Origin of the sequence: Neobacillus niacini NBRC 15566, from assembly GCF_001591505.1 — a bacterium.
Lineage (GTDB): Bacteria > Bacillota > Bacilli > Bacillales > Cytobacillaceae > Neobacillus > Neobacillus niacini.
Genome location: NZ_BCVA01000001.1, coordinates 1 through 25924, shown reverse-complemented (window position 1 = coordinate 25924; position 25924 = coordinate 1). Strand labels below are relative to the sequence as shown.

Sequence of the window (25924 nt, the reverse complement as noted above, 5' to 3'; positions counted from 1 at the left end):
GTGTTTTAACTTTTTATTTCAATTCTTTAGTCGTCTATATTTATTGTTTTTCCTCGTACTTGTGGAATTCGAATTGTCAGTAATCCATCTCGATAGGAAGCCCTTACCATTTTTTCGTTAATGTTAATAGGTAAGGGAATGGACCGGGTAAGTCTCTGTTGTGAAACCCTTTTTTGGAAAAAGTGATTGTTTATATCTTCCTTCGTTTCCATTTCATTATTCTCGACAGAAATACTTACATGATTAGGTAAGATATTAAGTCTTATTTGCTCCTTTTTAACCCCCGGCAGCTCCGCTATAATAATATATTCGTCCTCTGCTTCCTGAACCTCTACAGGAAAAGCGCCAGTTGGAAACGGACTATTAAAAAATTCATCAATCGATTGTAGAAATCCTTTTACTGGTTTTTCATGGAAAAAGTCATTCATCGTTCTGAAAAATTCACGAAATTGCTCAGGTTTAACCTTCTTATTGTTATTTTGGTCACTTGGAGGCATGGATGACATCAAACTTTCCCTCACTTTCCATATTTTCTCACCATATCATATGCGTTAGGCGATTGTTTGTGCAGCGTCATAAGATTGTGATAACTTTTTGAACCTTTTATTACAAATCAATTATTAGTGATAAATGTCACATTAAAAAATTTCTAGTCTTTGTATCCTGAGAAAGTAATTTACGAGAAAGCGAGGGAACAGAATGTTCTGTAATCAATGTGAACAAACTCCTGTTGGAGGCTGTACAGTTGTAGGTGTTTGTGGGAAAGATGAAACGATTTCAAGCTTGCAGGATACCATTATCTACGGATTAAAAGGAATTGCAGCCTACCGGACGCATGCTAATCAACTTGGCTATACCGATTCATTTGTTGATACAACTACACAAGAAGCTCTTTATATGACATTAACAAATTCTAATTTTAATGTTCAGGAACATATCGACATGGCAATGAAGGTGGGGCAGGCAACAGTACGTGTGATGGAAATGCTCGATGAAGCACACACAAATCGTCTTGGCATTCCCGAGCCGATCACTGTCAGCCAAAACAAAATTGAAGGAAAATCCATTGTGGTTTCGGGTCATAACTTGTTTGCACTCGAGGAACTACTAAAGCAGACTGAAGGAAAAGGCATTAATATTTATACACATTCTGAAATGCTGCCCGCACATGGGTACCCGGCATTAAAGAAATATCCTCATTTAAAAGGTAATATTGGAAAAGCGTGGTATGACCAACGACGTCTATTTGAAAAATTCCCTGGTGCGATTTTGGCAACCACCAACTGTGTTATGCCAATTAAAGGTACATATGCAGATAGAATGTTTAGTTATGAAGTAGCAGGTCTTGAAAATGTACAAAAAATTATCAATGAAGATTTTTCACCGTTAATTGAGCGAGCACTTGAGCTTCCTGAAGCGGATATACATTCAGATGAAACGTTGCTTACAGGTTTCCATCATGAAACGGTTCTGGGCTTAGCACCAGAAGTAATTGAGGCTGTAAAAGCTGGGAAAATAAAACGCTTCTTTGTCATTGCTGGATGTGATGCGCCTGGTAAAGGTGGAGAGTATTATCGCGAATTAGCAACCTCTCTACCGCAGGAAACCGTTATTTTGACAACATCATGTGGTAAGTTCCGCTTTAACGATGTTGATTATGGTGTTGTTCCCGGAACAAATATTCCACGTTATATTGATTTAGGGCAGTGTAACAACTCAGGATCTACTGTTAAGATTGCGATGGCACTAGCTGATGCATTTGGGTGCGAAATCAATGAACTTCCTGTTAGTATTGTTTTATCCTGGTTTGAGCAAAAAGCAGTAGCCATTCTTTTAGGGTTATTTAGCTTAGGAATACAGGATATTCGTATTGGACCAAAGCCGCCTGAATTCATTTCAGAAGGTGTCCTGCAGGTTCTAAAGGAAACATTTAACTTAAAATTAATTGGTACTGCTCAAGAAGACATGGCAGACATGCTTCAGTTATCAAAAGCTTAATCAAGAGAAAACCGCAGCAATCAAACGCTGCGGTTTTTTAAATTAAATTAATTTCTGAAAGCAATACATCAATATCTATAATCATATTACCGCGATCATCTACTTCGATTAGGTCGTCCTTTTTCATTTTTGTCAGCGTTCTACTGATCGTTTCACGAGTAGTTCCAATCATGTTGGCCAAATCACGGTTGGTAAACTCAGATTTTAGAAGAATCGTTCCATCCGCTAATTCCTTTCCATGCTTTTGCCCAAGACGAATAAGGAGCTTTATGATTTGCTCATATGTATTGTTAAGTATTTGTTCCTCCAGCCTGTTTTGTAAATCCACGATTTTTTCGCCGAGAACTTTAAATACTTTAATACTTAGTTCAGGATACTCAATGAGAACTCCTTCAAATTTTGAAATAGGGACTGCAATCAGCGTTGATGGTTCAAGAACTTCAGCGTATGCAGGGTAACTGCCTTTTCTAAAGAAGCCGACGTGAGGAAACATCTCACCCTTTTTCATCATGGCGACAATTTGTTCTTTTCCGTGAATATCACTTTTGTATACTTTTATTTTCCCATCATAAATGAAATAAACATTCTCTAACGGGTCACCTTGAAGAAAAACATGACTTTGCTTTTTCCATTCTCTTGCAATGGAAATGTTGGCAATCTTCGTTAATTCGTAGTCATCTAATTCCTTAAAAAGCATGAACTCAGAAAGCACCTTCTTAATATCTTCAATTCTCATGCTCCACCTCCACAGACGAAATAAAATACCTTATACTATTGTAGCAGACAACTATATAATAATTAACAAGCTTTTTCTGCGAACGTTTATTCGCTATAATGGTAATAACGAGGTGATTCTATGAAATTGAAAAAAAACCTGCAAGACATTCTTGCAGATTTAAAAATAAATGAAAGTTTTAAGGAAAATATTGTTACCTGGAAGACACTTGAGGCCAAAGAAGCTCAAACCGTGTCCCTTCCGGATAACCTTCATTCCGCATTAAGAGATTCACTAACTAGTAAAGGGATAGAAAGGCTGTACACACACCAAAAATCTGCTTATGAAAAGATTATGACTGGTAATAGTATTGTAGCCGTTACGCCTACTGCATCTGGAAAAACACTGTGCTATAACCTGCCCGTTTTACAAAGTATTTTATCCAACCCTAATGCAAGGGCCCTTTATATGTTTCCCACAAAAGCACTTGCGCAGGATCAGAAAAGTGAGATAAATGAAATTATCCAGGCTGCAGGAATTGATATTAATAGTTACACATATGACGGTGATACACCAGCCAACATTCGCCAAAAAGTCCGTAAAGCTGGTCATGTTGTCATAACCAATCCGGATATGCTTCATTCAGCCATCCTGCCTCATCATACGAAATGGGTTTCACTCTTTGAAAATCTCAAATTTGTCGTGATTGATGAGCTTCATACGTATCGAGGCGTTTTTGGAAGTCATGTGGCCAATGTTATTCGCCGACTAAAACGAATTTGTCGTTACTATGGCAGCAATCCAGTTTTTATATGTACATCTGCCACGATTGCAAATCCGCTTGAGCTTGCTGAAAACCTAACGGAAGAAAACATGGTCCTGATTGATAATAATGGTGCCCCTAGTGGAAATAAGCACTTTCTCTTTTATAATCCACCAATTGTAAATAAACCCTTAAATATTAGAAGAAGTGCAACACTTGAGGTTCGGAAAATTGCAGGTGAATTGTTGAAAAATAAAATTCAAACCATCGTCTTTGCTAGAAGCAGAGTCCGAGTCGAAATTATTTTAACTTATCTGCAAGAGTTGGTAAAAAATCAATTAGGACCTAAATCAATCATGGGGTATCGTGGAGGATATTTACCAACCGAAAGAAGAAAAATTGAAAAAGGTCTTCGTTCCGGGGATATTTATGGAGTAGTTAGTACAAATGCACTAGAATTGGGAGTAGATATTGGCCAGCTGCAGGTATGTATTATGACTGGGTATCCTGGAACCATTTCCAGCGCTTGGCAGCAGGCGGGGAGAGCAGGAAGAAGACATAGCGAAGCCCTTGTTATTATGGTTGCGAGTTCTAGCCCACTGGATCAATACATTATTCAGAACCCGGAATACTTTTTTAATAAAAGCCCAGAGACAGCAAGAATTAATCCTGATAACTTAATCATTCTAATTGACCATATGAAATGTGCGGCTTTCGAGCTGCCTTTTAAGGCTGATGAGCAGTTTGGAAACGTTGGAACGGAGGATTTGCTTGAATATCTAACAGAGGAACGGATTCTATACCAGAACGGCGATAAATGGTATTGGATGAATGATTCGTTCCCTGCACATAATATTAGTTTACGCTCCGCTTCTCAGGAAAATGTTATCATTGTAGACCAATCAGATGTGGCAAATGTAAAAGTAATCGGAGAAATGGATCGCTTTTCAGCCATGACGCTGCTGCATGATGAAGCCATCTATCTGCACCAAGGAACACAATTTCAGGTAGAAAAGCTCGATTGGGAAGAAAAAAAGGCATTTGTTCGGGAAGTGGATGTTGACTATTTCACAGATGCTAATTTAGCTGTACAACTAAAGGTGTTAGAAGAGGACAAGCTTAAAAAGTTGGAGTATGCAGAGGTTGGTTATGGGGATGTGAGCGTCCGCGCAATGGCGACTATCTTTAAGAAAATTAAATTCGAGACCCATGAAAATATTGGTTCTGGCCCAATTCATCTCCCCGAAGAAGAGCTGCACACGAGTGCCGCATGGATTTCGTTAAATAAGTCGTTCGCAGAAATGGGGCAAGAGCGATTAGAACAGGGACTTGTTGGCACAGCACACGCCTTAAATCATATTGCACCACTATTTGTCATGGCAGACCCACAAGATATTCATGTGATTCCGCAGGTTAAAGCGGATCATAATGAGAAACCGACGATTTTCTTCTATGACCGTTATCCTGGAGGCATCGGTTTAAGTGAGAAAATTCATTCGGGAATGCCAGTGGTATTTGCTGAAACGAAAAGGATGATTGATAACTGTAAATGTCAAACAGGATGTCCGTCGTGTATTGGAACCGACACAGTCGGTGAGACGGCAAAAAGTGATACTTTATCAATAATTGAAGCTTTTATAAATCCTTCCAATTAAAATGAGGAAGTGCTGAAATGTCATTGAAAAATAAATTAAATCGTTTAAAGCCGCATATTTCAGGAGGAGCCTCACCAATAAACAATACTCCTCCTAAGACTGCAAGGATAGAGATACCTTTCCTTTCAAAATGGGAAAGTGAAAATGTGACCCCTTATTATTTGGATCAGGATTACTGCCTGATTCGTGAAGTGAAATATCCATTGTCACAAAAGCATGGTCATTATCATTTTCATGATTTTCTTACAGCTGTTGATATTTGGAATAAGCAGCCTATTAGCCATCCATTATCAGCAGAAGGACATTCTGCAGAGGAATTATTCTTTTTTGATACAGAAACAACCGGACTTGGCGGTGGAACAGGGAATACGATATTTTTACTTGGATATGCAAGCGTAGTCGGTGAAAATCTTGTTTTAAGGCAGCATATACTTCCACACCCAGGTGCGGAAGTCCCTTTATATCAAAGCTTTCTGGAAAACGTCAACTATAAAACATTAGTCACTTATAATGGAAAATCCTTTGATTGGCCACAAGTAAAAACCAGGCACACCCTTGTTAGGGATCATGTACCTAAGCTTCCTGCATTTGGTCATTTTGATTTATTTCATGCAGCAAAAAGACTATGGAAACATAAATTGGAGCGACTTAAACTAGCTGTGGTTGAAAAAGAAGTCTTAGGGGTAGAACGGCAAGATGATATACCTGGGTATTTAGCTCCGATGATTTATTTTGATTTCGTTGAAAGTAAACAGCCTGATGGAATGCTTGGAATCATCAAGCATAATGAAATCGATATATTATCACTTGTCACATTATATACCCATATAACCTATCAACTTTGTGGAATAGACAACAACCAAACACGGAAAGAATCATTTGAAGTCGGACGCTGGTATGCTGCTCTGGGGGAAAAGGCCGAAGCAGCTAAGGTATTGACGAAGCTTGTGGAGGGCAGTGACTTTACATCTTTACAAGCAAAGCTTGCATTAGCCTATCAATCTAAAAAAGAACAAAACTGGGAAATTAGTTTATCATTATTTAAAGAAGTGGCGGACGTTGAAAACCCGAAGTTAAGTGTTGACGCATGCATCGAGGCTTCTAAAATATATGAGCATAAGATAAAAGATTATAAGCTTGCATTGGATTATTGCCTAAAGGCTTCGGTAATAGTGGAAAATACCAATAGTCCCATGCAAAAAGTTCAGCAACAGATCGAAACAAGACTGACCCGGCTAGAGGGGAAATTCGCTAAATTTCCTAGGCAGGCGCAACATTCTTCAACTCTCGATTATTTGTAACAAAAATTTCACATTTAGCAACGAAAATAATCGTTTTCCCATATTGTTTCTTATAGTTGAAACATGTAAAATATTAAACTGTGAGTAAAAAACGACTATAAAACAATAATGGAGTAGATACTATGTATAAAGCAATTTTGTATTTATTTTTTGTTGTCGTTTGTTTGACTGCTGTACTTTTTTCAAGCTTAAAAGATAACTTATATTCGATGCTATAAAAAGTCAAAGCGCCATCCTTCAGATATAGACATGTATCACTGAGCGCTTAAACTAGACAGTTGTCTAAGTGAAGTTAATTTTAATTTGATAATTGAAAAAATAGGTATTTTCCTTAGTACAAGAAATACTCTCCTATCATAGGCTGTTAATGTAAACAGAATATATTAATTGAAGGGAGAGCTTATATTGTATCTTGGAACTAATTTTGCGCCGCCAGTCATTCATCCGACTCAGCAATTCGTTAACCATACTTTCTCAACAACGGTGGTACCACATATTCATCCGAAACATATTACAACGATTAATCATCATATGTTCCAGCATAAACACTATTGTCCAACAACAGCTTCTTGCTGTGAGGTGTGCAGTAATCAGCACATTGACTGTTGCTGTCCAGGTGGTCCGACACCTATGCCGGCACCTATAGCGGCACCTATGGCTGCACCAACGGCTGTTGCCGGAGCTCAGAGCAATGCATTACCAAATATGCCACCAAACATGGGACCAGGCATGATGGGACCGGGCATGGGACCAGGCATGATGGGACCGGGCATGGGACCAGGCATGATGGGGCCAGGTATGGGACCAGGCATGATGGGGCCAGGTATGGCACCAGGAATGGGACCGGGTATGGCGCCAGGTCAATTACCTCGACCTAAGCGTTTATGGGGATAACAATTACTAACAAGGGCAATTTTGCCCTTGTTTTTTTTATTTTTTTTGATATGTTTATAAAAATAGCTGGCGCTCATCTGCCGCCAAATAAGGAGAATAACCTTGATTAAAGTTTTAGCTGTATCAGGTTACAAACCGTTTGAATTAGGGATATTTAAAAACGATCATCCTGCTGTCATGTATATTAAAGAAGCTCTAAAGAAAGAGCTAATCCAAATGATGGAGGGAGGATTAGAGTGGGTATTGATTAGCGGACAATTAGGTGTGGAGCTTTGGGCTGCCGAAGTTGTTTTTGAACTAAAAACAGAGTTTCCTGATGTAAAACTAGCTGTTATTACCCCATTTTTAGACCAGGAATCCTCTTGGAGTGAAAACAACACGGAATGGTATAAATCAATTCTTGCAGAAGCTGATTTTATCGATTCAGTAACGAAGAAAGGGTACGAAAAACCTTGGCAGTTTCGTTTGAAGAATCAATTTTTTATTGAAAAAAGCGATGCACTGCTCCTTTTATATGATCAGGAGAAAGAAGGAAGCCCAAAATACATATACGAAATGGCGGTACAATATCAAAACAATCATTCATATCCTATCCAGCTTGTCACATTTTATGATTTACAAGTAATTGTAGAAGAAGAGGAATTAAAACATTTGGATTTTTAATGATAAGTACCAAATTACTATTGATCAAATAGGATAAGAAAGAAAAATTGACAAAATCGCATATTTTTGAAAAAATAATAGGTAATGATTGGCGAATGACTTGAGGTGAATTGAATGGTGTCCGATAAAGTGAAATTGACCGCTAAGGATATTTTAGAAAAAGAATTTAAGACCGGAGTCCGAGGCTATAAACAAGAAGATGTTGATAAGTATCTGGACTTGATTATCAAGGATTATGAAGTGTTCCAACAGGAAATTGAAGATTTGCAGCAAGAAAATCTCCGTTTACGTAAACAGCTAGAAGAAACATCTAGAAGACAGCCGGTAACACAACCTGCAGGAACGACGAATTTTGATATTTTAAAGCGATTATCGAATCTTGAAAAACATGTATTTGGCAATAAACTTTATGATTAACAGATGGTACCTTGATTTCCTAATTAAAACCATTGATTAATAAAATACAAATGCATATAATAGAAATGTACTCATTAATAACGTTCGGGTAATCGCTGCAAGGAGCATTTGCTTATTGTAGAGGAAAGTCCATGCTCGCACGAGCTGAGATGCTCGTAGTGTTCGTGCCTAGCCAATTCATAAGCTAGGGCAGTCTTGAGCCAATGGCTTGGCTGACGGCCGGGAAAATACCTAAGTCCGATTAGGATATGGTATGAATACCTGTAAAAGTGCCACAGTGACGGAGCCTTTTCAGAAATGAAAAGGGTGGAACGAGGTAAACCCCACGAGCGAGAAACCCAAATAATGGTAGGGGCACTTTCTCTGAGGAACTGAACGAGGAGAAGGACAGATTCAATGAATCTGTAGATAGATGATTACCACCTAAGTACGAGGCGTGTAACGTCGTTTGCAGTACTATGGTACAGAACATGGCTTACAGAACGTTATTAATGTTAATAAAGTTTACGGTATCGACTCTCCATATGAGGAGAGTCTTTTTACTTTTAGGCTATGTTAAAGATTATCGTTGATTGTATATTTGTGAATGGAATCGCTCGCTCATGATTGCATGGGCTTACTGATTTTGGTCTATAATGGTATGATAGGCAAGCATACATTCATACATAATAAGGTAAAAAGTTAAGGGTGGAATAAATGGGAAAATATCAATTAATTGCTACCGCTGCGATGGGGCTGGAAGCATTAGTGGCAAAAGAAGTACGTGCTCTCGGTTATGAGTGTGAAGTGGAAAACGGCAAAGTTATTTATACTGGTGATGAAAGTGCGATTGCCCGCAGTAATATGTGGCTTCGAACAGCTGACAGAGTAAAAATAAAAGTCGGTGAATTTAAGGCTTATACTTTTGATGAATTATTTGAGAAGACAAAAGCATTACCATGGGAAAAATACCTCCCTGAGGATGCAGAGTTCCCAGTTACCGGAAAATCAGTAAAATCAAAATTATTCAGTGTCTCCGATTGCCAGGCAATTGTAAAAAAAGCAGTTGTGGATCGAATGAAAAGTCATTATAAGCGCAGCTCATGGTTTGAAGAGACAGGTGCGTATTATCGAATAGAAGTTGCATTGTTAAAAGACGTTGCAACGATAACGATTGATACAAGCGGTCAAGGACTCCATAAACGAGGATACCGTGTTGATCAAGGTGAAGCTCCGTTAAAGGAAACCCTTGCAGCAGCCTTGGTATCGTTAACGAATTGGAAGCCCGATAAACCATTTATCGACCCTTTCTGTGGTTCTGGAACGATTCCAATTGAAGCGGCCATGATTGGTCAAAATATTGCGCCCGGTTTTAACCGTGAATTTGTGTCAGAAAATTGGAATTGGATTCCAGGGAAAGTATGGGACGAGGCTCGAACAGAGGCTGAGGATTTAGCAAATTATGATCAACCCTTGGATATTATGGGAACCGATATTGATCATCGTATGATTAAAATCGCTCAAGAAAACTCCTTTGAGGCAGGCCTTGGTGACCTTATCCAATACAAACAAATGCAAGTAAAAGATATAACAACAATCAAAGAATATGGCGTGATTGTTGGTAATCCTCCATATGGAGAAAGACTTGGTGAGAAACAAGCAGTTGAGCATATGTATAAGGAAATGGGACAGGCTTTTAGTAAGCTTGATACCTGGTCCATCTATATCATGACCTCCAATGAACAGTTCGAGCAATTTTATGGGAAACCAGCAACAAAGAAGCGGAAGCTGTTTAATGGCTTTATCCGCACAGACCTTTATCAGTATTGGGGAAAAAGACCTCCCCGTACAAATGAATAGTAGAGATTAACAATTGGAGCCTAATGATAGAGGCTCCATTTAATTCGTTATAGGAGTGGTGATATGCAAGACCGTATTCCATTTGTGGTGTCCAAAACTGAGTCCTTTTATGACAAGCTGAGTGAATGGATTGGCGATTTATTTTATGATATTTTACCCGAAGCAGGTTTTGAATTACGAGATGAACAAATTTTTATGGCCTTCCAGCTAGAAAAAGCATTTAAAGATAAAAAGGTCATGTTTGCAGAGGCTGGAGTAGGTACCGGAAAGACAATTGTTTACTTACTTTATGCGATTATGTACGCTAGATACACTAATAGACCAGCCATCATTGCCTGCGCGGATGAAACATTAATCGAACAGCTCGTAAAAAAAGAAGGCGACATTGCCAAGCTCGAAAAGGTACTTGGGCTCAATATGGATGTAAGATTGGCAAAATCAAGGGACCAATATCTTTGTTTAAAAAAGCTGGATTATGTGAGGCATGAAGACTTTAACGATGATATAGCCGGAATTTATGAAGATTTACCAGATTTCGTCCATAGTGATGGCTCCATGCAAAAATTTGAAAAATATGGCGACCGTAGGGATTATCCTTCTTTGTCCGATGAAGCATGGGGTAAAATAAACTGGGATATGGTCCAAGACTGTTTTTCTTGTGAAAAAAGACATCGTTGCGGCCTCACTCTAAATCGTGATTTTTACCGTCACGCGAAAGACTTGATTATTTGCTCACATGATTTTTATATGGAGCATATTTGGACAAAAGAATCACGGAAGCGGGAAGGGCAGCTGCCGTTATTGCCTGACCACTCGTCCGTTGTTTTTGATGAAGGACATTTACTCGAGTACGCAGCACAGAAGGCATTAAGCTATCGTTTTACAGATTCTACTCTAGAGACATTACTTACAAGGTTGATGGAAAATGAAGTACGTGAAAAAACGCTATACACCATTGAGGAAGCTCTTTTAGACAATGATAAGTTCTTTAGTACTATTTCACAGCACGCAGTTCCATCAGAAGGTTCAGAAAAACAAATGATTACCATGCATCCTTCTTTAATACAATATGGTAAAACGCTGCTCAATAGGCTCCAAGCAATCGAAGAGGAGCTCGTCTTTGAGAGTGAATTGTATGTGATCAATGAATATGATTTAAAAATTGTCGAGGAATATTTGGAGCAGATCACTTACTCATTATCACTTTTTCTTAAAGAAATGAACGGGATTACTTGGTTTGAGGAAAAGGGGTATGAACGGACACTTGTAATTATGCCGAAAATGGTAGAAGAAGTCATGAGGGATGAAGTATTCTCACAAAAGAAACCGTTCATCTTTTCTTCTGCGACATTATCGAATGAAAAGAAGTTTGATTACATCGCTAATAGCTTGGGTATTAAAGAGTATTTATCCTTTTCTGTTGATTCACCTTTTGATTACGAAGAAAAAATGGAAGTATATATTCCGAGATTCAATGAAAAATCGTTCGATGATAAACTCGATTATGTCATTAACAAGATACTTCAGTCAGAAGGCCGGGCACTTATTCTTCTAAACAATCAAAATGAATTAAAAGTTATAAAAGAAAAGTTGTCAGGGAATATTCCGTATCCTGTATACTTTGAAGGTGATGAAGAAATAAGCACGCTTGTTTCCAAATTTCAAAATGAAGAGCACGCCGTTCTTTGCACCATTCACCTTTGGGAAGGTTTAGATATACCAGGCAGATCATTGGAAAATGTTATCGTTTTTTCACTGCCATTCCCACCGAATGACCCCGTGTTTACGGCTAAAAGAAATGGTGTTAGTGATTCATTTGAGGAAGTAGATTTACCATATATGCTGCTGCGATTAAGACAGGGGATAGGTCGATTAATTAGAAGTGAAAACGATCAAGGCAGTGTGCATATCATGCTAAATGAGAATATCGATTCAGCCTTATTACAGAAAATTAAAGATGTTCTACCGACACAAGCACTAGAAGTATAAGCAAAAGGTCAGCACAATCGGCTGACCTTTTCTGTTTCTTATCTACCTAATAAACGAAGGCCCTCAGCTGTCATTTTCTCAGGTGACCATGCAGGTTCCCAAACGAGATTCACTTCCACGTTTCTTGTTTCTTCGATTCCTTCGATACTATAACGGACTCCTCTTGTAATACTGTCATGAAGAGGGCAGCCAGGTGTCGTTAATGTCATCGTTACCTCTACGTCATTACTATCCGTCACATCAACATAATAAATTAACCCTAAGTCGACAACATTAATATTTAATTCAGGGTCATATACACTCTTTAACGCTTCGATCACTTTATCTTTTAGAATCATCATAAGCACCTCTTTATTTTTTTAAGACTTTTAGGATACTAATTGCAATTAGGATAAATACACTGGATAAAACAAATTGTCCGATATTAAAGATTAGAATGGTCTCAAAAAAGATTGAAAAGAATACAGCAAATACTGCTATTACAAATAAGGAAAATAAAGGAACAACAATACTCTCATTCATCATTTCTTTTAAGGACGGAACCGATTTTTTTCCGATCTCCTTACTGTATTTATATGTCCACCAAAGGAACGGAACAATTTTATATAAATAGCCCATAATACTAAGGACAATCCAAAGTAATAAATATAAGTAAATGAACGGTCCGATTAGGGCTGAATTTTGATTACTCCATAAGGAGATGAATGCTGCTAGGTGGATGATATTACCTAAACCAATTGCAACTAAGGCAAATGTAAACGAATGATCCAGTTTTTTCTTTAACCTCTTTTTAATAATGATAGAGATATGCCAGCTGAAAACGGAAAATCCTGCGAGTAGTAGGAAAAATCCTGCCTTTAATAAAAATGGATTCCCATTAAAGAATGAAAGTAATGTAATAACAAGACCAGAAACATAAAGTCCGTATACATAACGAGCCTGTACCATAGGAAACCCGTGTGATAATGAAAACATTGGAACCATTTTATAAGAAAAACCGAAAATTAATAGTGTAAACCAGCCTGTTACACCCATTAAAAGATGGCTTTTAAAAATAGCTTGATAGTACGCAGCAGCAAATCCTGTTTGTAGTGAATAAATCAAAGTTATCCCCAAGAATATCGTCAAGAATAAACAAACAAGGGCACTTCCAACAAATGCTGTTAGAATATTTGGTTTTGCCTGCTTTCTCATGGTCATAAACATTTGAAATAAGAACATTAATATGCCCATTAGCATCAGAATTCCTGGAATCAATGCGTTATGTGGAGATATATATAACATCCAGGAAAATGTTGCGATGCCAATAGCTGTAACAAAAAATTGGATAAAACCAAATTTCTCATTCCAAATTGGCGTTAAGAAAGCAACTGGTACAAGCTGATACATGGCACCCATCGCAACCATAAGAGCCCAGCCCAAGACCAGTAAGTGGGCAGCTGACCAGATTGCGGGAATGCGAAAAATGCCGTTTACAACCATTTGTCCATTTACTAGGACTAAGATTTGTGATAACACCAGCGCAATTAGGCTGAAAATTATAAATGAGAATGGAAGCTTACTATTTGTTTCACTTCCCATTGTCTGAGGAAGCATCATTCTTCACCTTCTTACCGGAAAATTTCAATTTTGAAACTTCCATCGTTTTGTGGTTCTGTTCGCTGCTTATAGCCCAGTTCCTCAAGCTGTTCATAAAGGAACATGGGTCTTCTCTCATTAATTATTGTTAATACTTCGCCTTCAGCTAAATTTTCTAAAGCTGCCAAAGTCCTAATCATTGGCTGAGGCGGTTCTAAACCTCTATTATCTAATATCATCGTTCATCACCCTTCTCTATCTTTTAAGCATTCTTTGTAAAGGTAACTTTCCAGTGCTTTTCTCCCATTTCCTCTGCTTCATGCGTAAAGCCTTTTGCTTTTAATACAGTAAATAACGGTACAGGCTTGAAAGGAGCATGGAGGATAAAAATATCATTTTCTTTCACTTCTTTGATGGCTTCCATAATTTTTTGGAATGGTTCAATCTTATTCTTTAAATCTTCTCTAACATCTAGCTCAATAATCTTTTTTTCCACTTTTAACAACTCCTTGAATGATTTTTAATAGAATAATTCCTGCTCCAGTGCATCGCGGTCAATTAGATAGAAGCCATTTTCGCACAAGTTAATGTAGTTTTTCTTTTTTAAATGGTTAATGGTTCTGCTGACTGTTTCTCTAGAGGTGCCAATCATGTTCGCCAGCTCACGATTTGTAAATTGTGTTGTAAGCTGATACTTGTTACCAGCTTGTTCACCGTTTGACTGACAAAGTCGAATAAGGAGTAAAACAATTTGTTCAAAGGTATTATGGAGAACCTGTGCCTCTAACCTTCCTTGGAGGTCGACGATTTTCTCTCCTAGGACTTTAAAAAGTTTGATGCAGAGTTCTGGATTGGCAATAAGTGTTTCTTCAAATTTATCTATTGGTAAAACAATGAGATTTGCCTCTTCTAACACCTCAGCATGTGCGGGGAAGTTTCCTTCTCTGAAAAACCCTGCATGTGGAAACATCTCACCTGGTTCGAGTACTGATACAATTTGTTCCTTCCCGGAAAAATCAGTTTTATAGATTTTGATTTTTCCTGAATGGATGAAAAATACCCGATCAAGCGGGTCTTCCTGCATAAATACATACATTTTCTGCTTATATAAGCGTGTCAAAGCAATTTTTATAAAGGGTTCCAGCTCCTTATCTGATAATTCTTTAAATAGAGGGACGGCTGATAATCTTTTTTTTATGTCCTCTTGCCTCATTAACATCACCTTCGTATTAGTAATTATTGATTAGCTTCATTTTATCAGTGATGGAAGAGGAATTATGTGACCTCCATCATAGATAGCAAATTTTATTGAAAATAATTCTCAGGTGGCATGTGGTAAAAATCACAAGCTCATCATGAGGAGTTTCACTTTGTGAATTTCTTGTGAACGATAGAATACGTAAGGTAATCAAACGCGAAAGGATGACAGAAATGGAAATACAACGGGGGACAAAAACAAACACAATGGTGAAGGCGAATCGAAATGCACTGTTAAAATCCATTTTAATAATTACGATATTGCTAAGCTTCACCGTTTTGTTGGCTGGCGGCTATTGGATTTTTAAGGAGCAGGCACCACGACCTTTAGAAATAACTAATGAAAACGGGGAAGTGCTTTTTACAAAAGAAAGCATTATGGGAGGACAAGCAGTTTTCCAAAAATATGGCATAATGGATTATGGAACAGTTTTAGGTCATGGCTCCTATATGGGTCCAGATTATACAGCTGAAGCTCTGAAGATATATACCGAAGGAATGCAGGATTATCGAGCTAATGAGAAGTTTAACAGCAACTATGCTTCTTTATCTGAGGATGAAAAGTCTATTATTAAAAATATTGTTATCAAAGAAATGCGTGAAAATCGTTATGATAGCAGTTCAGATACGATGAAATTAACAAATGCTCAAGCTTTTGGGCTTGAAAAAGTAAGAGGATACTATAATGAAATCTTTACTAAAGGTGATGGCTGGGGATTAAAGGAGAATCTGATTAAAGAGTCAGATATGCCAGAGAAAGACCGTGCTTATGTTGCTGAAGGTGATCAAATCGAACAAATCTCAGATTTCTTCTTCTGGACTGCATGGCTTTCAAGCACTGTGCGTCAAGGGGATGAAATTACTTATACTAATAACTGGCCATATTATGAAGATGCAGGTAACCAAATGTCGTTCTCTGCCATCCTTTGGAGCGGTGTCAGCGTAACCTTATTAATTCTCTTTATTGGTATCATTTTGTGGGTGTTCTATCGTTATCATTTAGACATGGACAAAGCATATAAGGAAGGAAACTTCCCACAAATCGACCTGAAGAAAATTCCACTGACGCTGTCACAAGTAAAAACAGGAAAATATTTTGTTATCGTTGTGGCTCTATTCTTTGTCCAGGCTATGCTCGGTGCATTATTAGCCCACTATTATATAGAACCAGATAGTTTCTTTGGAATTAAATGGATTCATGACATTCTTCCATTTAATATTACAAAAGGCTATCATTTGCAGCTAGCGATCTTTTGGATTGCAACAGCTTGGTTAGGAATGGGGATTTATATAGCACCGCTTGTCGGCGGATACGAGCCTAAAAAGCAAGGATTATTGGTAGATATATTATTCTGGGCATTAGTTGTCCTCGTTGTTGGAAGTATGATTGGCCAATGGCTGGGTGCAAACGGCTACTTAGGAAACAATTGGTTCCTCCTTCGTCACACTGGCTGGGAATATATTGAGTTAGGACGTTTATGGCAGATTATTTTGATAGTTGGAATGCTCATTTGGCTTTTCATCGTTTATCGTGGACTTAAGAGTGGATTAAAGCGTGAAAGCGATAAGGGTGGACTTATACACTTATTGTTCAACTCGGCAATTGCTGTACCGGCATTCTACATCTTTGCCTTATTAATCAACCCTGATACAAGCTTTACCTTTGCTGACTACTGGCGCTGGTGGATTATTCACCTTTGGGTAGAAGGTATTTTTGAAGTATTTGCAGTTGTTGTTATCGGATTCTTAATGGTACAAATGAAGCTTGTAACAAAGAGTTCTACCGTAAAAGCACTTTATTTCCAATTAATTTTACTTTTAGGAAGCGGCGTTATCGGTATAGGACATCATTATTATTACAACGGTTCTGCTGAAATTTGGATTGCCCTTGGTGCTGTATTTTCTGCGCTGGAGGTTATTCCCTTAACGCTCTTAATTCTAGAAGCTTATGAGCATTATAAGGTAATGAAAGATGGAGGTAATAATTTCCCTTATATAGGTACCTTCTGGTTCTTGATCTCTGTTGGTATCTGGAATTTAGTTGGAGCAGGGGTCATGGGCTTCTTAATCAATCTGCCTGCAGTAAGTTTCTTAGAACATGGCCAATTCTTAACACCTGCCCATGGACATGGATCAATGATGGGTGTCTACGGTATGTTCGCCTGTGCAGTCTTACTGTACTCATTGAGAAATATCGTCAAACCAGAGGCATGGAACGATAAGTGGGTAAAAATCAGCTGTATTATGTTGAACGTTGGTCTTGCAGGTATGGTATTTGTGTCGCTGCTGCCAGTTGGAATTATTCAATTGAAAGAAGCATATGACAAAGGATATGCAGCTTCCCGTTCAGCTGAATTTCTTCAAAAGGATATTGTTCAGAGTATTTTAACATGGCGTGCTGTTCCAGATACGATTTTCTTAATGGGTGTTGTTGTGTTACTCGCATTTAGTTTGAAGGCTCTTTTCCATCTTCGCAGGCCAACACATAAGGAAGAAGAGCCGCTTCCGGTAAAAGATTTAGCAGTGGACGAAGACTAAGCATAAATGGAAAAATCCGCAAGGGCTAAGCTTGCGGATTTTCTTTTTGGTTCGAATTGCAGCATTCAAAACAATAGATTTTTCGGTCGTCAGATTGTACTCCGTTAAAGAAGCCATCTAAACAATATATTTCTTTGTCGCATGTGGTGCAATGACCAATTAGTTCTTTCATCATCTTTCTCCTTCCGACACTATTAACAAAATCATCCTATAAGTGTGATGGTCAACACTATGGAAGATAGACATATTCCTTATAATAAAAAAGAAGTAACAAATTAGAGGGAGTGAAAATAATGCAAACATTTGCAACGATTATCCATGTGCCAGATTTTCCACCGCGTGAAAAGCATTCAACTATTTTTAAGGGTTTTGATGAATTAAATTCTGGAGAGTTTATGCAGATTGTGAACGACCACGATCCAAGACCCCTTCAGTATCATTTTATGATGGAAAGACCTGAACAATTTACTTGGGAGTACCTTGAAGAAGGTCCTGAAGTTTGGAAGGTATCAATCGGTAAAAAGTAAACTGGTTGTACATTATTTCAAATAATACTTAACCTCTGAATATCTTATTTTGTTTTTCCTGAACTCTTTCCCTAAATTTCATTTTACAACAGAATTAATTTTCTGTTGTTTTTTTATAAATAGATTTTCAGAAAAATATGATAAAATACAAATGGTTAGTAAAAAGGGGGGACTTAATATGAGAATGACTCCAGAACAAGTAGAAAAGAAATTTTTAGAATATGTTAAGAAAATGAGTGCCTATAATGAAGCACTTGGGTTGATTTATTGGGACCTAAGGACGGGGGCTCCAAAACAGGGAATGGATCAGCGGTCCGAAGTAATTGGCATGCTTTCCTCTGAAGTTTTTAAAATGTCAACCTCTGAAGATATGGCAGCATACATAGCAACCCTTTCGCAAAATCAACTATCTGAAAAAAATGCGAAAATACTTGAAGAATGTAAAAAAGAATACGAACGTAACAAAAAAATTCCAGCGGAGGAATACAAGGAATATGTTATTCTCCAATCCAAAGCAGAATCTGTCTGGGAACAGGCAAAGGAACAGTCCGATTTTGCGTTGTTCAGACCTTACTTAGAAAAACTGGTTGCAACGACAAAACGTTTTATTGATTATTGGGGTCATAAAGGAAATCCATATGATGTTTTATTGGATTTATATGAACCGGGTATGACAGTAGAAGTTCTTGACCAGGTTTTCGGAGACTTAAGAGAGAAAATTGTACCGCTAGTCAAGCAGATTGAGAATTCTCCTGCTAAACCTAAAACAGAGTTTCTGTTTAAAACTTTTAAAAAGGATAAACAGAAGGCATTAAGCTTGGAGATTCTTGCTAAGATGGGCTATAACTTTGACGCTGGCAGGCTTGACGAAACCGTACATCCCTTTGCAACCGGATTAAATCCAGGAGATGTCAGGGTTACCACTAATTATGATGAGCAAGATTTCCGCACGGCTATTTTCGGTACCATCCATGAGGGCGGTCACGCGTTATATGAACAAAATATTTCAAAGGACTTGATTGGCACGCCGCTATGCACTGGAACATCAATGGGTATACATGAATCGCAATCCCTGTTCTACGAAAATCTTGTCGGCCGCAGTTTTTCTTTTTGGAAAAATAACTATGAGCTCTTGAAGACATATGCAACAGGTCAGTTTGATGAAGTTTCTATAGAAGATTTCTACCGAGCAATAAATGAATCGAAGCCTTCGTTGATTAGAATTGAAGCAGATGAATTAACATACCCTCTCCATATCATCATTCGCTATGAAATTGAAAAAGGTTTATTTAATGGAGAGATAGAGGTGAAGGATCTTCCTACGGTTTGGAATAAATTATATCAAGAATATCTTGGGATTACACCAGACAATGACGCAAAAGGTGTCCTTCAGGATGTTCACTGGGCAGGGGGAAGTTTTGGCTATTTCCCGTCGTATGCACTGGGATATATGTATGCTGCTCAGTTTAAGAACAAAATGCTTGTAGACTTGCCTAACTTTGACCAATTGTTAGAGGAAGGTGATTTGCTGCCAATCAAGGAATGGCTGACGCAGAATATTCATCGGTATGGGAAGCAGAAAAAACCTTTAGAAATCCTTCATGATGTAACAGGGGAAGGATTAAATGCTCAATATCTAATTGATTATTTATTTGAGAAATATGGAAAAGTATATCAATTAAGTGAGTAGGAGGATAAGGAGGGAAAGAAAAGTTCCCTTCTTATTTATTTCATAAAGGGTGTGTGTAATGGGGAAGATTGGACCAATTATGATGATTGCCGTCAGTGCAGCTTTGTGGGGCAGCATCGCAATTTTTGTTAGAAAACTAGCTATTTTAGGTTTTACTTCAATGGAGATTGTTACCTTGAGGGTAGTCACAGCAGTGTTGCTGCTTGGGATAATCGGCATAATAAAATATCCAGGACAAATGAAAATTCATTTTGTCGATAGTAAATACTTCATTGGAACCGGGATTTTCAGTATTGTTCTATTTAATTGGTGTTATTTTACTTCTATTAACCAATTGAGTCTATCATTTTCTGTTATTTTACTTTATACTGCTCCTACCTTTGTAGTGATTCTTTCTTATTTATTTTTAAAAGAAAAGATGGATAGCAGGAAAATCATTTCAGTAATTGGGACATTGATAGGTTGTGTTTTAATTGTTGGAGTTAGTTTAAAAGATACGCCATCATTGAATCTTGTTGGGATATTAACAGGATTAGGCGCCGGTTTCGGTTACGCTTTATATACTATATTCGGAAAATTTGCTTTAGCAAAATATCGCCCATTCACGGTTACTTTTTATACTTTCTTAGTTGCCGCAATAACGTTACTTCTATTTACAGATCTTATTGAGAAAGGAAGTCTGTTAATAAATAGGGAAGTCATCCTTTACGGAGTAGGTTTAGGGTTATTTCCAACCGTAATAGCTTACTTATTATATACAAAGGGCCTTGAGAGAATGGAGAGCAGTAAAGCTTCTATTATCGCAACCGTAGAACCTGTGGCTGCCACATTACTAAGTGTTTTTCTCTATAATGAAAACTTCGGTGTCCTCCAATTTGTTGGAACTGTTATTATCTTGTTATCAGTTATTCTGGTAAACTTGCCGAAAACAACCTTAAAAATGCCAAAAAGGCTTCACTATAAATGAAGCCTTTTTGGCATTTTTACCAAGAACCCCATGTTTTAAATCCTGGTGATCCTGGAGGTGCATTTTGAATTATATCGATAAATGGTATAGTGTAAGCGAAAAGGATAAGTAAAGCTGTAATACCCAGCCATAATTTCCAGTTTTCAAATATCATTGGTGCTTTTTCTTCTAAATTCTCTGCTTCACCTACAGGGAATTCTTCTTCTCCTTTAGGTGCAAAGAAAGCAAGATTAACAAAAATAATAAGCATTAAAATGATTCCAAGGAATAGAATAGAGCCACCAACTGCTTGTGCAATTTGGTAAGGAATCCATTCAGCTGCTTGCGCTGAATCGCCGTATGTTGAGAAGGCTGAACGTCTAGGACCGCCAAGAAGACCTTGGAAATGCATAGCACCTGACATAAAGGCCATTCCGATAAACCAAACCCAACCTTGAATAATTGCTAATTTGTTCATTGCTTTCGTTAACTTACGTCCAGTCAAGTGCGGAACAAGCCAAAAAGTAATTCCAAAGAATGTTAACACAACAGAGGTTGCCGCAGTTAAATGGAAATGCCCTGTTACCCAAATAGTATTATGAACCACTTGGTTCATTTGGTTGGAAGCATTGATGATACCGCCTGCACCCGCAGGGATAAAGCTTGCCATTCCAATGAATGGAACTGTAAAACGAGCGTCTTTCCAAGGTAAAACTTTGAACCAGCCAAACAGTCCAGTGGCCCCTTTAGAACGACCATATCTTTCAAACGTTGCAAATAAAGAAAATGCTGTCATTAATGACGGGATGATAACCATGAACGTTAAAACTACCTGTAAAAATTTCCACGCTGGATCAATACCAGGCTCAGTTAGTTGATGGTGAAAACCAACTGGAATGGAGAATAGTAAAAACAGTATAAAAGATAAACGTGCTAAAGAATCTGAGAAAATTTTACCGCCAATAATTTTTGGTATAATCGCATACCAGCACATATAAGCAGGAAGTAACCAGAAATACACGAGCGGGTGCCCGAAATACCAGAACAATGTACGGCTGACAAGGACATCAACGGTATCTACCAAGCCAAGTGACCATGGAAGTAACTGGAATAATACGGTTGATGCAACACCTAGTGTTGCAACAATCCACATGACTGTATTTATAATAGCCATAAAGCTTAACAACGGACTAGGTTTACCTGGGTTTTCTTTACGCCATCTTGCATAAGTCATAATTTGGGCAGCACCATCAAGCCAGCTGCCAACAACCACAAATGTCATACCTAAGTAGAAAATCCAATGTGCTTTTAATGGTGCATAGAAAGTGTAAAGAACAGAAGCTTCTTTCAGTAAAACCATTGTTGCCGCCATAATTGTTCCAATCGTCATTACCCAAAATCCAATCCAGCCAATCCGGCGTGCTGCTGGTGAATGAGTACCTGCTGTACGGCTGATAGCAGCATATTGGAATCCCATTATAAAGAACGTGGTTAAAACAAGACCCATTAAAACGCCATGTACAGTTAAAACTTGATAATAATCAATACCCCATGGAAGTTCAAATTTACCAGAGCGGACAAGGGTTTGCAGTAAGCCCATTAGCCCGCCTAAAGCTAAAGCGATAAAGGCAACATAAAAGTGTGCCATCGCAAGCTTTCCATCACGTGGATCAACTTTTAATTTTGTTGTTTGGCTGCTCATTATTTAACCACCTTTATCTTAGAACTCATTAAGTGGTGACCTGTACCACAGTACTCGTTACATACCACTAAGTATTCGCCCTCTTTATCGAATGTTGTGACAATCTCGTTAACATAACCTGGTTCAAGCATCATATTGATATTTGTTCCAGCTACTTGAAAACCATGTACAACGTCTTTTGTTGTCGCAATAACTTTTACTTTCGCTCCAAGAGGCACTTCTACTTCGCCAGGATTGTAGAAGAAGGCAGAAGCGACATACACTAATTCATAGTCCCATTCTTTTCCTTCAACCTTGTTTAATCCTGGCTTATCAAATGGAGCCTGGGTATCAACTTTTTTTGGATCAATAGTAGTTAAGCAGCTTGGCGGCTTGTTTCCTAAATAAAAAGCGCTTACGCCTACTACAGATAAGAAAACCACTAGTGCGCCTATACCGAATATAAGCCAAATTTTTTCAAACTTATGCATATGCATGGTTTTTTCCCCTTTCCCTCTCTAAAAACGGTCTAAAAATAAGAAGTACACACTTACCCAAGTGACAACTAAAAAGATTCCCAAAAAGAAAACGGACGCTAATGTCCCTTTAAGAGAAGAGCTGTCTTCAATTTCTGTTTTTTTGTTTGTTTTCAATTCCGCTTTCGCCATCCCCCAAGACTCCCTTCAGAATAGTTAAATAAAATAATAAGTTCTCTTTCATAATACAAAACAATTGTGAAGATAAAATAACAAAATTGACAGTTCACAAAATGTTCATTCCTTAGATAAGTACTATGTTAATAGTAATAAATTGATATAACAGTGATTTATATCACAATAATAGGATTGAACTTGTGGCTAAATTGTGAACTATCACATATTACCTGTGATAAAAGTAATTGATTATCTCTGTTATGATCTAAAAAGCCTGTTTTATCAATAGTTGTCACAAATTTGAATCTTTTTCATAGAATAATTATAGATGTATCTAAATTTTGAGAAGCGAGCGTGTTACGAATGGAAAAATATTATTGTGAACCATGCCGTCTCCTCTATGACCAAATTGAATATTGTAAAGTCTGTGGATCCTTAGCAGACAAAAAGATTAAAATTGAGGTTCAAGCCCAATCAGAGAAACAGTAAAAGCTGATAATGCGCCGTAATCAGGTGCTTTTTATTTATTGGAGTAATGGCCATTCAAGGCTTTTAAGAAAAATGGAAATGTTTTCGTAATGATTTAGCTGCAGCATCTCAGTTATAATCAAGGAGCACAACAACAACAACCTTCAAAACGTTGGCTTCCCTCAAGCAGGGAAGCTTTTTTTTGTACATATATCTCCTTATTTTGGAAAAAATACCATTACCTACAATCAAGGAGATTAAACGAATGCCAACGATTCTTTCAGTAGCAGAAGCAGTTCCGGAATTTGTAATTAAACAAGAGCAAGCGATTGACTTTGCCAGGGAACTTTTTTCAGAAAAATTTAAGGATATCGAAAGGCTGCTTAAAGCCTTCCAAAATGGTCAAATCGAAAAAAGACACATCGTAAAAGATATTGTTTGGTATAGAGAAGACCATTCATTTGCAGATAAAAACAATGCCTATATTGAATCTGCTGTGTCATTGGGAATGCAGGCAATTAAGAAATGCCTTAAAAATGAGACATTTTTAGCTAGAGAAATACATTGTGAAGAAATTGACGCGATATTCTATATTTCAACAACAGGTATGGCAACCCCCAGCATTGAGGCAAGAATCATGAATCGATTACCGTTTCAGGAAAACACAAAAAGAATTCCCATTTGGGGGCTTGGCTGCGCTGGAGGTGCTGCCGGAATATCGCGTGCATTTGAATTTTGCAAAGCCTATCCAGATTCCAAGGTTTTAGTGCTTTCGGTTGAACTCTGCAGTCTAACCTTTCAAAGGAACGACCTTTCTAAGAGTAATTTAATTGGGACCTCACTATTTGCTGATGGGGTTGCATGTGCATTGATTTGTGGTGATAAGATCAACATTGACGATCTTTGCGCAAAAAAGACGGCTCCAGCGATAATTGAAACTCAATCTACGTTAATGCCGGATTCCTTAGATGTTATGGGGTGGGATATACGCGACCAAGGACTATTCGTAGTCTTTTCCAGAGATATCCCAAGTATTATTGAGGAGTGGCTAAAACCTAATGTTAGTAAATTTTTAAATGGGAATGGACTCCAGCTGTCCGATATTGACTATTTTATTGCACATCCTGGAGGAAAAAAAGTCATTGAAGCTTATATTAAATCATTAGGAATACATGACTCGATGACTGACATTTCTCTTGAGGTGCTGAAGCAATTTGGAAACATGTCGTCGGCGACCATCTTGTATGTCCTTAGACGATTTATGGAAAAGGGTGGGGAAGCAGGTGCTTATGGAATGTGCACCGCTCTTGGACCAGGATTTAGTTCAGAGTTACTTTTACTAAAATGGGGGTAAAGGATGATTCCTTTTTTTATATTTATTTCAGTATTAATTGTTCAACGTTTATTTGAGTTAATGATTGCTAGAAGAAATGAGAAGTGGATGAAGGAACAGGGAGCGTTTGAATTTGGTAGGAGGCATTATCAATTTATCGTGTTGATGCACTCTATGTTTTTTGTTGTTTTACTTTTTGAGAAACTTACTTTTTCTCGTGAGGTTTCTGTTTACTGGCCATTGTTATCGTCGGTGTTTATTTGTGCGCAGTTGATTAGAGTTTGGGCGATTTCTTCACTTGGCCGATATTGGAATACCAAAATTATCGTTTTACCTAATGTTGACGTTGTTAGAAGAGGCCCATATCGGTTTATCAAACATCCGAATTATTTGGTAGTTTCCATTGAACTTTTGGTCGTACCACTGATGTTCGGTGCATATGTGACAGCGTGTCTGTTTACGATATTAAATATACTCTTACTGTCAATCAGAATACCAGCAGAGGAAAAAGCACTGGGGGAACTCACTCAATACGAAGGAAGTTTTGAAAATTGTAATCGATTTCTACCGAAATTGTTAAATAAATATGACAATTAACTTATCTATGTTGAAAATGATTATCAGTTGTGATATCCTAATTTTAAAGAAGAATGAAAATCATTCTCATCACAATCGAGCGGATAGGAAGGTGTCAATATGGCTTTTGCATTTGTAGGTGGAACGGTAATCATATACGCATTTGTCATGAAGCACGTCTTGAAGAATGTAACACATTAACGGTATTTGTTAATAAGCCTAGGTGGTATCCTTGGCTTATTTTTTTTGAAATCTAGTTATGAAAATGAAGAGGGCACCTATATAACCGAGAGTTCTTATAGTGATCGAACCGAACCTGGAAAAAGGGTTAGGGTAACTATGGAGCTTTAATAATGGCCGAACCGAAGCTGAAAAAGGGTTTGGGTAACTATAGAGCTCCTATAGTGAACGAGCCAAAGCTGAACAAGGATCTTGGGTAACTA

At 37.8% G+C, this 25924-nt stretch carries 24 protein-coding genes and 1 other RNA gene; 15 read left to right on the top strand and 10 right to left on the bottom strand.

Annotation, left to right across the window (positions count from 1 at the left end; all coding sequences use genetic code 11):
* Positions 1 to 26: 26 nt before the first annotated feature.
* Positions 27 to 506 carry an Hsp20/alpha crystallin family protein gene (locus BANA01_RS00125; protein ID WP_063251193.1) on the bottom strand — a complete coding sequence of 160 codons (480 nt, stop codon included), beginning with the start codon at positions 504 to 506 and terminating at the stop codon, positions 27 to 29.
* 193 nt (positions 507 to 699) lie between these two features.
* On the opposite strand from BANA01_RS00125, the gene hcp reads away from it, so the two are divergent.
* Positions 700 to 1998 carry a hydroxylamine reductase gene (gene hcp, locus BANA01_RS00120; protein WP_063251192.1) on the top strand — a complete coding sequence of 433 codons (1299 nt, stop codon included), beginning with the start codon at positions 700 to 702 and terminating at the stop codon, positions 1996 to 1998.
* A 37-nt stretch (positions 1999 to 2035) separates the two neighbouring features.
* On the opposite strand, the gene BANA01_RS00115 is transcribed toward hcp, so the two are convergent.
* A complete protein-coding gene (locus BANA01_RS00115) occupies positions 2036 to 2734 on the bottom strand; it encodes a Crp/Fnr family transcriptional regulator (protein WP_063251191.1) in 699 nt (232 codons plus the stop codon).
* 120 nt (positions 2735 to 2854) lie between these two features.
* Between BANA01_RS00115 and BANA01_RS00110 the strand changes: the two genes are divergently transcribed.
* The 8 genes from BANA01_RS00110 (at position 2855) to BANA01_RS00075 (ending at position 12234) form a co-directional block, all read left to right on the top strand.
* Positions 2855 to 5131 (top strand): DEAD/DEAH box helicase, encoded by a 2277-nt coding sequence (locus tag BANA01_RS00110; RefSeq protein ID WP_063251190.1) that lies wholly within the window; start codon positions 2855 to 2857, stop codon positions 5129 to 5131.
* A 17-nt stretch (positions 5132 to 5148) separates the two neighbouring features.
* The gene (locus BANA01_RS00105; protein ID WP_063251189.1) at positions 5149 to 6432 is read left to right on the top strand and encodes a ribonuclease H-like domain-containing protein; all 1284 of its coding nucleotides are present in this window, start codon (positions 5149 to 5151) and stop codon (positions 6430 to 6432) included.
* Between the two features lie 405 nt (positions 6433 to 6837).
* On the top strand, positions 6838 to 7326 hold the full coding sequence (locus BANA01_RS28890) for a CotD family spore coat protein (protein ID WP_082799339.1): 489 nt from the start codon (positions 6838 to 6840) through the stop codon (positions 7324 to 7326).
* Positions 7327 to 7431: 105 nt separating this feature from the next.
* Positions 7432 to 7989, top strand: a complete 558-nt coding sequence (locus tag BANA01_RS00095; protein WP_063251397.1) for an SLOG family protein — start codon at positions 7432 to 7434, stop codon at positions 7987 to 7989.
* A 114-nt stretch (positions 7990 to 8103) separates the two neighbouring features.
* Positions 8104 to 8406, top strand: coding sequence for a cell division regulator GpsB (gene gpsB, locus BANA01_RS00090; RefSeq protein ID WP_063251187.1), 303 nt, complete (start codon positions 8104 to 8106; stop codon positions 8404 to 8406).
* An 80-nt stretch (positions 8407 to 8486) separates the two neighbouring features.
* Positions 8487 to 8889: RNase P RNA component class B (rnpB, locus tag BANA01_RS00085), an RNA gene on the top strand.
* 213 nt (positions 8890 to 9102) lie between these two features.
* The gene (locus BANA01_RS00080; protein ID WP_063251186.1) at positions 9103 to 10245 is read left to right on the top strand and encodes a THUMP domain-containing class I SAM-dependent RNA methyltransferase; all 1143 of its coding nucleotides are present in this window, start codon (positions 9103 to 9105) and stop codon (positions 10243 to 10245) included.
* A 63-nt stretch (positions 10246 to 10308) separates the two neighbouring features.
* On the top strand, positions 10309 to 12234 hold the full coding sequence (locus BANA01_RS00075; RefSeq protein WP_063251185.1) for an ATP-dependent DNA helicase: 1926 nt from the start codon (positions 10309 to 10311) through the stop codon (positions 12232 to 12234).
* Between the two features lie 38 nt (positions 12235 to 12272).
* Here BANA01_RS00075 and BANA01_RS00070 read toward each other — a convergent pair whose 3' ends face one another.
* The 5 genes from BANA01_RS00070 to BANA01_RS00050 are packed head-to-tail and all read right to left on the bottom strand — an operon-like array spanning position 12273 to position 15025.
* A complete protein-coding gene (locus tag BANA01_RS00070; protein ID WP_063251184.1) occupies positions 12273 to 12572 on the bottom strand; it encodes a metal-sulfur cluster assembly factor in 300 nt (99 codons plus the stop codon).
* A gap of 13 nt (positions 12573 to 12585) precedes the next feature.
* Positions 12586 to 13830 carry a hypothetical protein gene (locus BANA01_RS00065; protein ID WP_063251396.1) on the bottom strand — a complete coding sequence of 415 codons (1245 nt, stop codon included), beginning with the start codon at positions 13828 to 13830 and terminating at the stop codon, positions 12586 to 12588.
* 14 nt (positions 13831 to 13844) lie between these two features.
* The gene (locus BANA01_RS00060; RefSeq protein ID WP_063251183.1) at positions 13845 to 14051 is read right to left on the bottom strand and encodes a DUF2249 domain-containing protein; all 207 of its coding nucleotides are present in this window, start codon (positions 14049 to 14051) and stop codon (positions 13845 to 13847) included.
* 23 nt (positions 14052 to 14074) lie between these two features.
* Positions 14075 to 14308 (bottom strand): DUF2249 domain-containing protein, encoded by a 234-nt coding sequence (locus tag BANA01_RS00055; RefSeq protein ID WP_063251182.1) that lies wholly within the window; start codon positions 14306 to 14308, stop codon positions 14075 to 14077.
* Between the two features lie 24 nt (positions 14309 to 14332).
* Positions 14333 to 15025: a Crp/Fnr family transcriptional regulator gene (locus BANA01_RS00050; protein ID WP_063251181.1), complete on the bottom strand. Its 693-nt coding sequence runs from the start codon at positions 15023 to 15025 to the stop codon at positions 14333 to 14335.
* A 218-nt stretch (positions 15026 to 15243) separates the two neighbouring features.
* On the opposite strand from BANA01_RS00050, the gene BANA01_RS00045 reads away from it, so the two are divergent.
* The 4 genes from BANA01_RS00045 to BANA01_RS00030 all read left to right on the top strand — a co-directional run bounded on the left by BANA01_RS00045 (position 15244) and on the right by BANA01_RS00030 (position 20791).
* Complete coding sequence (locus BANA01_RS00045) at positions 15244 to 17607, top strand: nitric-oxide reductase large subunit (protein ID WP_063251180.1); 2364 nt, start codon at positions 15244 to 15246, stop codon at positions 17605 to 17607.
* Between the two features lie 293 nt (positions 17608 to 17900).
* Positions 17901 to 18134, top strand: a complete 234-nt coding sequence (locus tag BANA01_RS00040) for a DUF2249 domain-containing protein (RefSeq protein ID WP_063251179.1) — start codon at positions 17901 to 17903, stop codon at positions 18132 to 18134.
* 178 nt (positions 18135 to 18312) lie between these two features.
* Positions 18313 to 19824 (top strand): carboxypeptidase M32, encoded by a 1512-nt coding sequence (locus tag BANA01_RS00035; protein ID WP_063251178.1) that lies wholly within the window; start codon positions 18313 to 18315, stop codon positions 19822 to 19824.
* Positions 19825 to 19882: 58 nt separating this feature from the next.
* A complete protein-coding gene (locus BANA01_RS00030; RefSeq protein WP_063251177.1) occupies positions 19883 to 20791 on the top strand; it encodes a DMT family transporter in 909 nt (302 codons plus the stop codon).
* Positions 20792 to 20807: 16 nt separating this feature from the next.
* On the opposite strand, the gene BANA01_RS00025 is transcribed toward BANA01_RS00030, so the two are convergent.
* From BANA01_RS00025 to BANA01_RS00015, 3 genes are read right to left on the bottom strand one after another with little or no spacing between them, the layout of a single operon-like run.
* Positions 20808 to 22472, bottom strand: coding sequence for a b(o/a)3-type cytochrome-c oxidase subunit 1 (locus tag BANA01_RS00025; protein WP_063251176.1), 1665 nt, complete (start codon positions 22470 to 22472; stop codon positions 20808 to 20810).
* Entirely contained in the window at positions 22472 to 22948 is a 477-nt protein-coding gene (locus tag BANA01_RS00020) for a cytochrome c oxidase subunit II (protein ID WP_063251175.1), read from the bottom strand. Before BANA01_RS00020 ends, BANA01_RS00025 begins: the two co-directional genes overlap by 1 nt.
* A 21-nt stretch (positions 22949 to 22969) precedes the next feature.
* The gene (locus BANA01_RS00015) at positions 22970 to 23119 is read right to left on the bottom strand and encodes a cytochrome c oxidase subunit 2A (protein ID WP_063251174.1); all 150 of its coding nucleotides are present in this window, start codon (positions 23117 to 23119) and stop codon (positions 22970 to 22972) included.
* A 718-nt stretch (positions 23120 to 23837) separates the two neighbouring features.
* Between BANA01_RS00015 and BANA01_RS00010 the strand changes: the two genes are divergently transcribed.
* The gene (locus BANA01_RS00010) at positions 23838 to 24926 is read left to right on the top strand and encodes a type III polyketide synthase (RefSeq protein WP_063251173.1); all 1089 of its coding nucleotides are present in this window, start codon (positions 23838 to 23840) and stop codon (positions 24924 to 24926) included.
* Positions 24927 to 24929: 3 nt separating this feature from the next.
* Positions 24930 to 25502: an isoprenylcysteine carboxyl methyltransferase family protein gene (locus tag BANA01_RS00005; protein WP_174524385.1), complete on the top strand. Its 573-nt coding sequence runs from the start codon at positions 24930 to 24932 to the stop codon at positions 25500 to 25502.
* Positions 25503 to 25924: the final 422 nt, after the last annotated feature.